Below are 15,494 nucleotides of genomic sequence, written 5' to 3'. Positions count from 1 at the left end.
TATTTAGTATTATTTACACATACCTAGTAACTAGGCAGTACTAAAGCAAAAAAAAACCTAACGCATAAAAATACGTTAGGTTTTTTAGTAATTAGTTCTATCTTTAAATATAAACAGGTATTAGTATTTTAAGCGCTCATACAATCCTGAGGCTCTTGATACGCTTTTGCTCATGGCCAATTGCAGTACTTTTTTATCGGCCACCAGCTCAAAGGTGTTTTTAGCACGTGTTATGCCTGTGTACACCAGCTGCCTATTTACGCCCATACTGGCGTGTTTAAGCGGCGGTAAAACCATAGCTGTATAACTAAACTCCGAGCCCTGCGATTTATGTATGGTCATAACATACACTTTATCGTGAGCAGGCAGGCGCGCAGGTGAAAACGCCCGTACCGTGTTTTGCTCATCAATAAATAAAGCTTTTAACTGCCCGCTTTCATCGGGCATTAAAATACCAATATCCCCATTAAACAACTTAAGTTGATAATCGTTTTGGCTCACCATAATGGGCATACCACTGTAATGGCGCTGGTTTGGGCTTACCGATATTAATCCTTGTTGCACAAGTGCGCGCTCAATGCGGCTGTTTAAGCTATTTACGCCGTAATCACCCTCACGAACGGCCGCTAATAATTGATATTGAGAAAACGCCGCGTGAACATCTGCAACACTAGCCCCTTGTGCAATTAAATTTAAATAATGAGCGTAATGCTTAGCAGCACTGTTTATTAATTTTTCTATGGGTTTTGCAACAAAGTCATAATCTAAAATAACATCGTTAAATTGCCCTTGTGTGCTTTGTTGCTCTACGTATTTTAAAATACCGTTATGGTTAGTATTAACCGCCAGCGCAAGCTGGCCAATGCCACTTTGTGCATCAAACCGGTAGCTGTGTTGTAAAAACGCAATGCAATCGGCTAGTTTAAATTCGCTATGCCCAGGCGCCGCTAATTTAGCCTCTCCTTTAAAACATAAAGTATTGAGCTCATCACATCGTGCTTGCGAGTAATTAGGCGTTTCACCCAATGCTAACCCTTGGCATAAATCACTCATTACACTGCCGGTATCTACCGAGGCAAGTTGGTCTTTATCGCCAAGCAATATTAAACGCGCATGCACAGGCAGTGCTTCTATTAATTTAGCCATGAGCGATAAATCAACCATGCTGGCTTCATCAATAATAAGTACATCTAAATGCAGCGGGTTGGTGCTGTTATGCTTAAATTTATTAGTAAAGGGTTTAACCCCTAAAAGCCGGTGAATGGTTTGCGCGCTATCGGGAATTAAGGCCTTTATATCCTCAGGAATAATTTTAAGTTGCTCTTTTGCACCTAAAATTGATTCACTTAAACGGGCTGCTGCTTTACCTGTAGGCGCCACCAGTTTAATGCTTAAAGGTGCGCTTTTATAAAGCGACTGTAAAATAGCTAATAGCTTAGTCACGGTGGTGGTTTTACCTGTCCCTGGCCCGCCCGTAATAACGCTAAAGCCTTTTGTTGCGGCAATAGCACAGGCTACTTTTTGCCAATCAATCGCAAGCGCTGAATTATCTACAAAGTAGTCATTTAATAATTGGCTGAGTAACTGGGTATTTATATTTAAATGGCGCTCACTCATCGCAAGTAAACGTGTAGCTAAGGTGTGCTCATAATCAGCAAGGCGCGCAAAATAAAGCCGTTCGTTAAATAACTGTAAGGGTTTGGCTTCGCCCACACTGTTATGGGCACTTAAACAGCTAAGCGCATCGAGGTAGTTAAAGGCTTCGTTAAAAGGCGATGTAATATTTGGTACATTGCCCTCGGTTTTAGTAAAGTCGCTTTGGCGTAAATTAAACGGGTTTTGCCAGTCGACTTCTTTTAATGTTAAACAGCTATGCTGGCTTTGCTGTGCTAAACACAGCAATAACACTATATAAAACACGTCGTTTTGCTGGTTATCGCACAGCATTAAGGCAAGCTTTACATCTACCATTCTTATGCGTTTTTCATCTAATAAGTAGTCAAGCAGCTCCACCGCATTTAACGGTTGGGCAGGTGCTGGCGGCTCATCAAACAAGCTTTGCTGCATAGGGTAGTCACTCATAACATGGCTCCTTGGCTAAATAAGCCATCTAATAGTGTGATTTGCTCTGCGCTAAGCTTATTAAAATACACCCCTTTGCCCGCCGGCATGGCGCGTAAAAACGTATAATAAACCCCGCCTAAATGGGTTTCTATTGCATAATCACTAATGCGTTGTTTGAGTAATCGGTGCAGCGCAACGCTATAAATTAAATACTGTAAATGATACTGATGGCTATTCATGGCCTGCTCTAGCAGGTCGCTTTCATAGTCAGCGGGCGTATTACCTAAGTAATTAGACTTATAATCTAAAATATAATACTTCCCTTGATAGCAAAAAATTAAATCTATAAATCCCTTTAACAGACCTTTTACATGAGAAAACTCGAGTTTACTTTGGGTAAAACCAAAATGCTTAACCAGTATTTCGTTTAATTTAGGCGCGCTCAAACTATCTAAAGGTAAATTAAATTCCATTTCGACTAGGCAGTCTGTCGGGGCTAATTGACTTAAGCTTAATCCCTCATTGTTTAAGGGGCAGGTTAACGAATCAAGCACCCACTGCTCGGTCACGTGTTGCCAGCTTTCACTAATATGGTATTTATCCAGCGCATGTTTTACTACCTCTGCTAAATTTTGCTCTGGATTTGTAGGGTGTACTTGCGCACTGGTAAAGTCTATTTGCTCAAATATTTCATGCAAACAGCTTCCGGGCTTCGCCCCCTTGGGAAAACTGTAAGGCGATGGTATTTCATCTTGGCTGTTAGCAAATGCATCTTTTTCATGATCTTCATCGCTGCGCCCAGGCTCAATATGATCGGTGTGCTTTTTAAAGCTCAGCGCGCTAAAGCTGGTTGCTCGCCAATCTCGCTCTATGTTGGCTGTAACCGTATTAACTCTTAACGCTTGGCTTTGCTGCACTGCGCTATTAAGTGTTAATTGGCCTTGTTCAGCCAATTGCTCAGCCGTAAATTGCTGATAGTGCATTTCGGTGTGAGCGTCGCAAAATTCACTTAAGTGGGTACGCCATGTTTGGCTACTCGTAAGCTCAAGCCCTGCAAATAACACATGCCCTAATGCACTACTTTGTATAGCCAAACGGCTACTTTGCCCTTGCCCTATGTTATACACCCCAAGTGCACAAAAATGTACCGCGCGGGTAAGGGCAACATAAAGTAAGCGTAAGTCTTCAGCTAAGCGTTCTTGCTCGGCTTGTGCTAAGGCGTCTTCGTTTTTACTTAAATCGTAAACTAGCTGGCCGTTTTGATGATACAGCGCTTCTTTAGTTTCGCGATAGCCACTGGCAAAAGGCATAAATACCAGCGGATACTCGAGCCCTTTTGAGGCATGCATAGTCACAATTTTAACTAAGTTGGCGTCACTCTCTAGGCGTACTTGCACGGTTTCGCCATCTTGCTGGCTAACCTTTTGTGCAAACCAACGCAGCAAGCGCAAAGTGCCTTCCAGCTCTATTTGCTTTTGCTGCAGTATTTCACCTAAGTGTCTAAAGTCGGTTAACCAGCGCTCAACGTTATAGCCAAACCCTTGCCACTTAGCGCTCAGCTGATTATGGCTTAACAAACGCTCAAGCATCGCCATTGCGCCTTGCTTGTTCCAAATATGGCTAAGTTGAGCAAAAAAGTTTAAGTGCTCTTGCCATTTATTTTCATCATCAGCAAGGGCGTAAATTTCGTTGTAGCTTAAACAAAATAACGGCCCAGCTAATACGCCGCGCAGTAATGACTCGTTATATTGCCCATGCAATGCCGTTAAAAAGTTAAGTAAATGGTGGCTAAGCTCTTGGCTAAAAACACTGTCGCGCGATAAATACACGCTAGCAATATTGGCATTGCTAAGTGCTTTTTTCATTATTTGCGCTTCTACACGGTCGCGCACCAATATACAAATATCGGCAGCGGTCACCTTATGCTTACCAATGCACGCTCGCCCTTGCTCGGCTTGCTCAAGCAATGTCACTATTTTATTGGCAAAATAGCTGGCCAAATGCCCTTGCCCAACGCCTTTGCTGGTGGGTTTGTTTTTTTCATCTGCAGCTTCATCTACAAATACATTAAATTCAAACGCGGTGGCAGGTTTGCCATCTATTGTAAATGTTTCATCGGCTTTTTTGCCTTTTGCTGCTACTGCGTTAAACGGTATGGCATCGTTATAAATAAAGCTATTGGCATGTTTAGAAAACAAGCTGTTTACACTGCTTACTATATCGGTGCTTGAGCGAAAATTAGTACCTAAAGTAAATTGCTGCTCAGGCTCTACCGACTCTTTTGCGCCAATATAGGTAAAAATATCAGCGCCCCTAAAGCCATAAATAGCCTGTTTTGGGTCGCCTATCATGGCAAGCGTCGTTTTTTCTTGGCCGTATATTTTGCTAAAAATTCCGTACTGAATCGGATCGGTATCTTGAAACTCATCAATCATGGCAACAGGAAATAGATGCGCTATTTTTTGCGATAAAGCCCCGCCCTGCTCGGCATTTAAAGCACTGTGTAAATTAGTCAGTAAATCATCTGGGGTGATCACACTTTGCTCTTGCTTGCGTTTTACAATTGCCTGTTTAACCCACCGAGCTGCGGTTTGTACAACGGCAATTTTAAGACCCTGATTAATTTTAGTATTAAGTGCACTGAGCTCATCAAACAGGCTAAGCAGAGGGTGGCTAAATAATGGCTGATTTTTTTTATAATTACTGGCATCACTTAAGTTTTCGCTGCTCCACACCTCAAACGAGTATTTATTGGTGCCAAATTCAAAAAATAACTCATCACCTAAACAAAATCCTTCAAGGGCCGTTAAACTGCCTTTTCGCCCAGGTGTTTTAGAGCCACTTAAACCCGAGCCCTTTATTGCAGCTATAAACTCTTGCTCCAGCACTGCTTTTTTAAAAGCGGGTACTTTAGCAATGTACTCATCGCGAGCTTTAAATACGTCATCTAAGTTTATTTGCGGCACTATGTTCGCATTAGCTTTATTTAGCACACTACTAACTTGGCTAAATAGCGATTCAGGGGCTGCAAACACCTCTAAAATAGCATCAGTGCGTTCTTTATTAAGTGGGTATACAAAGGCGCGCCAAAAATCCTTAATTGTGTCGAGCAGTATGTCGCGCTCATCTAAAATAAATTCAAGGTTAAAGGCAACGCCTGATTCAAACGCATGCTGCTTTAACATGCGTTGGCAAAAACCATGAATGGTAAATATAGCGGCTTCGTCCATAGATTTAGCGGCGGCATCGAGTAAATCAAAGGCCCGGTGTTTATCATCTACTGCGGCTATTACGCCTTCTATTAATTCATCATTTGGGTTTTGGCCAAGTAATGCATCGCGCGCAGCAATAATACGGCTGCGTACGCGGTCTTTAATTTCTTGCGTTGCAGCATCGGTAAAGGTAACCACAAGTATTTGCTCAACGCTTAACGGGGTGTTTATCTCCCCTGGTATTTGCAAGCCTAATAAATAACGTAAATAAAGCCCGGTAATGGTGTAGGTTTTACCTGTACCCGCACTGGCTTCTATTAAACTTTGCCCTTTTAACGGCATTGTTAGCGGGTTAAGCGCTTGCATGGTCACTCTCCTTTGCATGTGCATATAATGGGGAGAGTAATTTTTCGCTCCACTTAATAAATTCTTCTTGGCAGTCATTGAGCGATTGCACCGTTAAACGAATATACGGGTTTTCGCCCTCGCCGCGCCCTATGTATTGTGGGTTAAACTTGCTAATGGCTTTGCCAATATCGCCACCACTTTTAACGTATTCATAGCCACTTACCGGATAAAATGCCACAGGCTCTTTGCGCAAGGCTTGGTATAGTGAAAACCAATCACTGAGCAAGGCATCGGCCTCATTTTTACTCAGTGGTGCAAAGCTAATTTGCTTATCGAGCCCCAGTAATAGGGTTTCTACATTTTGCTCCATACTTTGTGCTACAAGGTGATATATAAAGCCTTTTATTAAATCTTTGGCCTTTATACTGGCACTTCGATAAAACACTTGTTTTTGAAGGTAAATATGATTAAGCCAGCCCTCAATAGTGGTGTTTTCTATGCGCAAAGACACCTCAAGCGGGTCGGTTTTGCCGCTTTTAATATGCTCTTTTACTTGCCCAGCTAGTGCATCTACTCGGTGCGCCATGCTCTCATACACTAAATTGCCCACATTGGCTTGTGGCAGCTCCCCCCGTTGCAATATTTGCTCTGTACTTAAAGGTTGCTCATTAATGTTGGCTTGCAGTATTTCGTCTAAATAAAAGTAGCGGCGCAGCGCATCAAGGCTAAAAGGCTCTTCATCTTTTGCTACTTCGTTAAATTCAGGTAGGCGTAAACCTAATGTTTGCTGGTAAAAGCTCTCTTGTGCGTTGCACACACTGCGAATAAATACATCAAGCTCTAATTGCGCGGGCGCTGTTACATCAATGGCTGTTAGCGGCTGCGCGTCTATACGCTCGCTTGGCAGCCAAATAGGATTAAAACTGTGATTACTCAGCTGTTCATCCGCTTCAGTGTCTGCTGTGTAATACGCACGATTAAAAGGCTGTAAGTGCTGTTGATTAATTAAACACTCAGGCAGCGTTTTTTCGCTGTCATTTGCTAACGTAAAGCTGCGGCCTATGTACTCTAAAAGCTCGCTTACTAAGGTTGAGGGCATACGTGGTTGATTGTCAAAACACGAGCGGCCAATGTAACTTATGTATAAATTTTCGCGGGCACTCAGGAGGGCTTCTAAAAATAAGTAGCGGTCATCTAATTTACGTGAACGGTCACCTTTTTGTTTTTTAGAATACGGCACTAAGTCAAACCCTATTGGCTGCACCGTACGTGGGTAATCGGCATCGTTTAAGCCAAGCATACACACCACTTTAAACGGCACAGCGCGCATAGGCATTAGTGTACAAAAGTTAACTTGCCCCACTAAAAATCGCTGCCCTACCCCTTTTTCTTGAATGCCTTGTTTTATCAGGTAACTTACAATTCGTTGCGATACATGTTTATCGTAATCGCCATTATCGTGGTGCTTTTTAAGCTCCTCTAAAACATTTTGCAGTACCAGTAAATCCCAACTGTCGTCGCCTTCATTGTAATAAATAGCATTTATTAGCTCAGATAAAATATCCGCTTTATTGCTAAGGGTATCATCAGGGGTTAGCTCATCTTTAAAGCGCTGCAGTACATCAATAAAATGCACCAGTTTATTAAGGGTATCAAGCGCCATGCCCTCTACTTCATCGGCACTATAAATGCCGTTAAATGGGCATTGCTCATCGCGCTGGGCTATGCCTAGCAGCAAACGGTTTAAACCATGCTGCCAGGTATTTAAATCTATTGCGGGTAAATCAAAGCTACTTTTGTGTTCAGCATTTATACCCCATTTAACCCCTACACGCTCAAGCCAATATTGAATTTGTTCGTACTCGTGCGCCTCTAGCGCAAATTTTTCGGCAATTTGTGTTACTTGCAGTAAATCAAGAATATCCGAAACACCAAAACGCGAAAACGGCAAATTGGCTAAGCTGGCAAACGAGCTAAGCACCGGTTTTTCTTGCTCTATGGCTAAATCGGCCAATGCATAAGGAATAAAGCGACTGGTGTTTTGCGCGCCGCCAAATACCGCTTCAATATACGGGCTGTACGTACCTACATCAGGCATCATTACAATAATGTCTTTAGGAGTGAGCGACGGGTTTTGATTAAACAAAGTAAGTAAGTAATCGTGCAAGCGCTCAACTTCTCTAAGCGGTGTGTGGCAATCGCTTAGGGTAATGCTGGTGTCGGTATCGCTAATGGGCAGTTTGCCCTCATCATTTATAAACCATTGCTTATTATCGGTAAGCGACTCACCTTTAAATGCCAGTTGGTAAATCTCGCTTTGAATTTGACCCAGTAGGCTATCGTCAAACGCATCTATAAAGCCATCAATCCAACGCGCATCAAGTTGTACGAGTTGCTCAAAGTAGTCGCGCCCTAGTTTTCCCCATGACGATAAAAGCGGGTTACCTATAAAGTAGTATTCTTCATCAGGGTTAGTTTGTTTTTTTTGCTGCGCTTCTAAAAGCGGCATTTTGGCATATTTGGCATTTATTTTGGCTGCTGTTTTTTCATCAACCACATCGCCCCAATAATGCTCGCTAGGATTAAAAAAGAATAAAAACACCTCTGTTTTTTTGCTCAGCGCTTCAAACACCTCAAGCTGCGAGCTCGCAATCGCCGATATACCAAATAAACTAATGCGCTTAGGTAGTAAGCTATTATCCATATTCTCAAGCGCAGCGAGTAGCTGCCCTTGCATATTGGCACGATGAAATTGGCTTTGTCCAAGCGCTTTACTGTGCGCCACCAGCTTTCGCCATAAATCGCTTTGCCACGGGGCAATGCTTACATCAACATCGTCAAGTTCGTCTTTGCCGCTATCCCAAGTGGCAATCCAATGCGGGCGGTACATTAAATATTGGTCGTACACATCGGCAATTTTTTCACACAGGGCAAAGGTTTTTTGCCCGTCTAGGTCGCCATCTAAATAGGTTTTTAACGGCAAATAAAGCGGTTCATCAATACAGCTGGGCAGTATTGCAAATAATTTCCAAGCAAGGTTAGGTTTATTAAATGCCGACTCTTTAGGCACATTGGGCAATAACTGCTGATACAACTGCCATATAAAGCTCGATGGCAGCGGAAAATCGACCTGCGCGGCTAAGCCTAGGTTTTCGCTTAAACCAATTTTAAGCCACTGCGACATACCCGGCGACTGCACTAATACCACTTCTTTATCGAATGGGCTTTGCAACGGGTTTACTTTTAATAGTTGATTAAACTGAGCCTGCAGCGCTTCCATACGGTTTGATTGAATAATATTGAGCATACAACTGGAGTCCTTACTTGAAGTAAAACCAGTTTAAGATATTTTCATTTGTAGGGGTAGCGCAATCAGCAAATTGGCACTAATAAATCAGCGAGTTAGCAGGGAGTTTAAACGCACAGCGTTAATTTTAATCACTGTGCGTTTTATTGCTCAGGTTATTTTATTTATAAGGGCTAATGCTTGATAAGCTAAATGCGCTTTGCATAATCACTTTACCATCTATCCCTTTGAGCTTAAGTGAGATGGCCGGATCTGCTTGTTGCCAATCTATGCTTAAATCGCCGTAATTCACATTGTGAGTGTAATCACCTACACGGTGTTTATTTGGGCTTACGTCTTTCCACTTTTCAGTGAGGCCTGAGCTGGTCATTTCTATTAAAGGGTAATCAAGGTTTTGTTGATACTTTGATATTTCACCCCAGTGCGTATCGCCACTGATGATAATAACCCCATTCACTTGATGCTTTTTAATTAACGCAAATAAACGGTTACGATCCTCTGGGAAATTAGCCCACGACTCCCACCCTGTAAAATCGGGTAATAACTGCAAGCTTGAGGCAATTAGCTTTATAGCCGCAGGCTTTTTAAGTTCTTGCTCAAGCCATTGCCACTGCGCCTCACCTAACATAGAGGCGCCTTTCACTTCTGTTGGGCTATACGGGCCTTGGTTATTAAGCTTACGCTTAGTGTAATATTCAAGCTCGCTTACGTGGTTAAGCGCATCACGGTTCCAGCGTAAATCGGGCATTATTACGTGTACGGTTTGCTCATCCTCACCATACATATACGACGTGTAAATACCATCCGTGCGGGTGCGCCTAGGTGAGCTTTTAGGCTCGCCCCAAAAATCGAGCATAATTTGGCGAGATTGCTCTTTATGTGGGTAGTCTTTACCAATATCGTTTTGACCAAAGTCGTGATCGTCCCACATCGCAATGATTGGCGTATTCGCTTTTAGCGTTTTAAAGCCTGGTTTTGCACCTAATTTTTGGTATTTATTGGCAAGTACCGTCATATCGTTGGTGTCGCCGTAAATATTGTCACCTAAAAATATAAATAAATCGCCCTGCTCTTTATTAATGGTGTCAAATATTGGAATGTCTTTATCTTGATGCCCACACGAGCCAAATAAAATTTTTGAAGGGGCTGCCATAGTATTTGCGCTAAACGCTAACCCTAATGCTAATACGGCGTGTGTAATAGGTTTTACTAACTGCTTCATTTTAAAATCTCACTTATTGGCGGTGCCATGTTTGAATTTAGGTGTTTTGGGTTTATACCCAATGCGCTTAAAACAGTGGCTGCAACCTGCGCCTGTTTAAGCTCATTTTGTGTTTTAATTAAACCGTGCCCTTTTATTGTAGGGCCAATGGCAGCAAGCCAAATATGCTCAGAGCCGACAATGCCCTCAGGAAATTTATTACCCGCTAAATGCAGCTCAGCCAACGCACGTTTAGAGCTATGGTGTTGCCAGTCACTTGCACTGCTTCCGCGGCCGTGGTCGGTGGTAACAATAAGCGTTGTATTGTTTTTATAGCCCGGTGTAGTTTGAATTGTGTTCCATAAGTCTTTTAAAAACGCATCGCTTTGCCTTGCAGATTTTAAATACTGGTCGTAATGGCCATCGTGCGCAAAGTCGTCGGTTTCACCTAAGCTAATGACTAATAAGCGCGGCGTTTTTGCCTGCATATACGCTTTGGCAAATCGGTAAGTAAAACTGTCTAAGCGTACGTTTTCCCATGGGCTTGGAATTTCATTTTGCAATGCGTTTAAAAGCTTAGCATCAGCAAATAAATCGTTTTCTATGGGCATAAAACCCGCATTCACATACACGTTACTACGCTGTGTATTCACAATGTAAGGAAATACATCCCAACTCCCAAACAAAGCGGTTTTACCTTTAAAGTCTGCACGCTCATCTAGGCGCTCTAAAATGGTTTTATTCGCGTTTAATACTTTATTGTTACTATTAATTTTTTCATCTACTTCGCCGGTGAGAATTTCGTTATACCCAGGGTATGAAAAATACCAAGGGTTGCTCACCGACATATTAGAGCCTTTTGCTCTATCACCTACAATTACGCCCTTTTTAGCCACATGTTGAGTTAAAAATGGCATGAGTAATTGCTGGCGCTTATTGGCGGTAGGCGCCCAAAATTGCTTATTTAATTGCGTTGGGTTTTTAACAAAATCGGCATTATTAATGAGGTTTTTATCTGCCCCGCTAAACACCTCTTGCCAGCGCACACCATCAAGGGTTACTAGAACTACATTTTGCGCTGCGCTTGCGGTATTGCTGATTAATACAATGATGCTAAATATCGTGGCTTTTATAATTGAGTTCATAATTACTGTGTACCTAATTACTGTGTACATTTAACAAAAAGCCCATCAAAGATGGGCTTTTAATTATTTACTGTACATTATGGCTATTAAAACGTAGCCGATAACGTCAGTGCTGCTGTACGTGGCGCACCAATAAAGTAAGTGCTGCCATTACCCGTACCACCCGCTAAATAGCTTTTATCGGTAACGTTATAAACAACAAAGGCAACATCAATAGCTTTAAATGGTCCTGCGTTTATATCGGTTGCGTAACCTGCGTTTAAATCAACCACGGTATAGCCATCAACTTCGCCACGCTCACCGGTGTATTTAGCCGATAAACCAAAGCGGAAATCACCGCTAAAGTAATCGGTCGATAGCACAAATAAGTCATCTACTGAGTCTATTACTTTTTCACCGGCTTCAAACCCGGGTGCATCGCCTTTGTACTCTGAATCATTATTCGTGTACGAGCTATATACACTCCATTGTGGGCTTAGCATGTAACTTGCCGACAGTTCTAAACCTTGCGATTCAATACCCCCTACGTTTAAGTAAGAGCCATTTGTACCTATGGTGTAATCAATACCGCCAGTGTCACTACCTGGGGCAATGAACGTAATACGGTTATCAAATTCAATTGAATACGCTGTTGCGGTCAGGTTTAGCGCGTTATTTTGATAACGTACACCTAAATCGATGTTTTCAGCGGTTTCAGCTTCAATGGCTGATAAATCAGAGCTGTCGCGCTCAAGCACCCCGTCTTTAATAGCTGCAAAGTTTTCGCTGTAGCTGGTAAATAGCTCGGTTGAGTTATTTAATTGATACAAAATACCACCACTAAATAACACATCAGAGTCGCTATTAACTTTAGCGGTTGTGGCATTTTGATAATGGTCGTACTTTTCAATATCAACAAGGTACTTTTTAACACCTACGTTAAGCGTGAAATCGCCAAGGGCCATTGAATCCTGCGCGTACCATTTAAGGGTGTCGGTCTCAAAGGTGTTTTTATACTGGGTCCAGTATGGCGTGCTATCAAAGTGGTGGTAAATGCTGGCATTAATTACTTTGTGCCAATCGCGAGACTCGTCACGGTCGCTTTGCTCATACCAAAAACCGGCTTCTATGTCGTGCATGCCAAACGTAGCTTGGTAGTTGGCAGTAACCCCTATGCGGTCTTTTTTGTAATGCGTATGACGATACGACATTACAGGTATTGCCGTATCATCGTAACATGCTGGGTTTAAACCAGGGCCCGACTCCCACGGCCAGCTTAAACTTGCCGTACACCCTTCGTTTGGTGCCAGTGCGTTACCTGCGCTATCTACAAAACCGTAAGAGCCTGCATTAGTGCCACCCTCTGTGGTTGGGTTGCCGTTTTCATCTACTGGAGTTGTTAAATACGGTGGGATCCAATCGCCACGGCCCGAGTTTTTATGATAATAAGGGCTCACTGTAATAAGCGATGTTGGCGAAAGCGCATACTCAAACTTTAAATACGCTAGTGTATTTTCACGCAGTGTACCCCAGCCCTCAGCAAACATTTGGTCGTAATGTGGAACGCCTGTCCAGTTCCACGTTAACTGATCCCACTCTGGCGTTTGTTCAAATTGCGCAACACTTACACTGTTGTAGTTAGTCTCACTTACATCATCGTAAGATAAACGCCCTGTAATTGTTAAATCAGCAAGCGTTGTTACAAATTTAAGCTCAGCGTGTTGATTATCTTTTCCGCCGTTGCTACCCGAGCCAATCCAGCGGCTAGTATCAGTTTGTGAGTAACTTACATACGCTTGTGTATTATCAAATAAAGTACCCGTTTCGTGCTTAACGTAAAAGCGGGTCGCATCGTGGCTACCCGAGGTGTAAGCAAAGGTGGTGCTGCTATCAAGACTTGGCGCTTTACTTACAAAGTTAAATGTACCGCCTAGTGCCTCAAGCGATGCCGATTTAATATCTGAGGTGCCTTGGCCTACTTCTACAGTGGCTAAATTTTCAGTGTCTAGGTAACGGTTTGCTTTAGCGCCACCACCATAGTTTGAGCCACCGTTAGGAATACCATCTACGGTCATCCCTAATTGCTGCTGGTTTGAGTCAATACTAAAACCACGCATAGTAATTGTGGTAGACCAGTCATCGCCACCAAATGCATCGCCTTCGTTTATGCTAATGCCAGGTAAGTTATCGATAACCGATAACACACTCGAAACCGTTGTTTGTTGATCAAGCATTGCAGGCTCAATCACATTATTTGCGTAACTGGTTGGTTTTGCAGTAACGGTTATTTCTTCTATTTCGTTGTCATTTGCATAAGCTGACGTTGATACAGCCATAGCAATTGCCATGCTCAAAATCGATTTATTAGTTAAAGCGTACATTGTGATCCCGTTTGGTTTTAATTATCTAAAGTAATTATGAAAGCGGGCACAGTATGATTTCGAATTATGACAACAAAAATGAAGTTTATTTACAGGGGTGTTAAAAAAATGTGGGGTTTTTATGGCTTTGTTATGTCATTTGTAAGTCAGCCTAAGTACAAAAACCTAGGCTGAATTATATATAAATACTAGGGCGTGTTGATCTTTGCGGATTGAAATTTGTTCAATCTAGGGGTGATTAAATCGCGGCACGAGGTTTGTAACCTAGTGGGCTAAGTAAAAACCGAGTAAAGCTTCCGCGTCCTGCTCACGCCCCTTACCTACATCCATGTAGGCAACAAAGAGTTTATCGCCCCTAGGCAGAACCCGAAGGGCAGCGCATGTTTGGCATTTATGCTGCGTTATCGCCTATTAATGGGGAGTAACCACACTTCATAGGCTCTGCCTTGCCTAAAAACCAAACATACTGCTGCAAATTCAAACGCCAAAGGTCAACACGCCCTAATTAATTAGAATAGTTTAGCTAACATCTCGTCACTATAAGTAACAAGTTCTTCATTATTAGCCACTTTACTAATGTAATCTGGATTAGCAATAAATGGACGACCAATCGCAATTAAATCAAACTGGTCATTGTTTATTGCTTGTTTTGCATCATCAAAACTATAGCTACCTACCCCTACAAGGCTGGTTTTAGTGTTAGCGCGCAAATACTGCGAGGTTGTCTTACCTTCTAAAGAGTCAAACTGAGTGCTGTCATCAAAAATACCGCCATGAATGTAAGCCAGTTTTTTGTCATCTAGCTGCGCTAATAAATAATCAAATACCGCTTTATCACGCTTATCTTCTTCCATATTAAAATAAGCACCTGGCGATAACCTAATTGCCGTACGCTCATTACCTACTGCATTAATAACCGCATCGGTCACTTCTATTGCAAAACGCGCCATATTTTCAGGTGTTTGGCCATATTCATCTGTGCGCTCATTTGCAGCGTAATGTAAAAACTGATCAATTAAATAACCATTTGCGCCATGAATTTCTACACCATCAAAACCAGCTTCAATGGCATTTTCGGCCGCTTTAGCAAAGTCGGCTATCAGTGAATTAATATCCTCTTTAGTGGCCGCTTTTGGCGTAATGTACGTCAGTTCACGCATACGTGGTACAGAGCCTTCAACACCAATTGCCGATGGCGCTAATACTTCGCCGTCAAAAAAGTGAGGGTGAGCAACACGGCCAACATGCCAAAGCTGTGCAAACATTTTACCGCCGTTTGCGTGTACGGCATCGGTTACTTTTTTCCAACCTTGAATTTGCTCGCTGGTAAATAACCCCGGTGTATTTGGGTAGCCTTGTGCATCTGGGCGAATAATAGTGGCTTCGCTAATAATTAAACCGGCATCGGCACGGCGTGCATAATATTCGACCATATCTTGCGTGGGTACTAAATTATCATCAGCCATACAACGGGTTAAAGGCGCCATAAAAACGCGATTTTTAAGTTCAAGTGAGTCGTTTAATTTATACGGGGCCAGTAAATCTGTGGTCATTGTTAAATCCTTCATTAAGAGTATGCATATGAGATGCGGCCTTTTTAACAACATTCAAGGGTAATTTTGAATGCTCGCTCAAAATATACTTAGGGAGTACCAAAACAGATCTGAATTACAAAATTAAATAACCTTAACTCTGGTTAAGAGATTTACTAACATATTTTATCATGATGATAGTTAAGCTTATTTTGTCTCTAGCCAGAGATTTTCAGTAAATTCAACGCAGTTAGCGCTTAAAATAGCTGCTAGAGATAGATTTATTATCCAGAGTTCAGGTTAAATAATAATTTTTCAACACACT

Annotated in this window: 7 protein-coding genes; all 7 read right to left on the bottom strand. The window is 42.3% G+C overall.

Annotated features, from left to right (window positions below; all coding sequences use genetic code 11):
- Nucleotides 1-120: 120 nt before the first annotated feature.
- Nucleotides 121-2,082, bottom strand: a complete 1,962-nt coding sequence (recD, locus tag PSH50_RS07435; protein WP_273609453.1) for an exodeoxyribonuclease V subunit alpha — start codon at nt 2,080-2,082, stop codon at nt 121-123.
- The gene (gene recB, locus PSH50_RS07430) at nt 2,079-5,642 is read right to left on the bottom strand and encodes an exodeoxyribonuclease V subunit beta (protein ID WP_273609452.1); all 3,564 of its coding nucleotides are present in this window, start codon (nt 5,640-5,642) and stop codon (nt 2,079-2,081) included. The genes recD and recB overlap by 4 nt, the downstream gene beginning before the upstream one ends.
- Complete coding sequence (gene recC, locus PSH50_RS07425) at nt 5,629-8,931, bottom strand: exodeoxyribonuclease V subunit gamma (RefSeq protein ID WP_273609451.1); 3,303 nt, start codon at nt 8,929-8,931, stop codon at nt 5,629-5,631. The genes recB and recC overlap by 14 nt, the downstream gene beginning before the upstream one ends.
- Nucleotides 8,932-9,091: 160 nt before the next feature.
- A complete protein-coding gene (locus PSH50_RS07420) occupies nt 9,092-10,153 on the bottom strand; it encodes an alkaline phosphatase D family protein (RefSeq protein WP_064386492.1) in 1,062 nt (353 codons plus the stop codon).
- Nucleotides 10,150-11,277: an alkaline phosphatase family protein gene (locus PSH50_RS07415; RefSeq protein WP_273609450.1), complete on the bottom strand. Its 1,128-nt coding sequence runs from the start codon at nt 11,275-11,277 to the stop codon at nt 10,150-10,152. The genes PSH50_RS07420 and PSH50_RS07415 overlap by 4 nt, the downstream gene beginning before the upstream one ends.
- An 86-nt stretch (nt 11,278-11,363) precedes the next feature.
- The gene (locus PSH50_RS07410; RefSeq protein ID WP_273609449.1) at nt 11,364-13,637 is read right to left on the bottom strand and encodes a TonB-dependent receptor; all 2,274 of its coding nucleotides are present in this window, start codon (nt 13,635-13,637) and stop codon (nt 11,364-11,366) included.
- A 509-nt stretch (nt 13,638-14,146) separates the two neighbouring features.
- On the bottom strand, nt 14,147-15,190 hold the full coding sequence (locus tag PSH50_RS07405; protein WP_273586445.1) for an alkene reductase: 1,044 nt from the start codon (nt 15,188-15,190) through the stop codon (nt 14,147-14,149).
- Between the last annotated feature and the right edge of the window lie 304 nt (nt 15,191-15,494).

It is taken from the genome of Pseudoalteromonas sp. Angola-7, from assembly GCF_028599255.1.
Taxonomy (GTDB): domain Bacteria; phylum Pseudomonadota; class Gammaproteobacteria; order Enterobacterales; family Alteromonadaceae; genus Pseudoalteromonas; species Pseudoalteromonas atlantica.
Note: the sequence above shows the minus strand (reverse complement) of the source record. Positions and strands in the feature narration are given on the sequence as shown.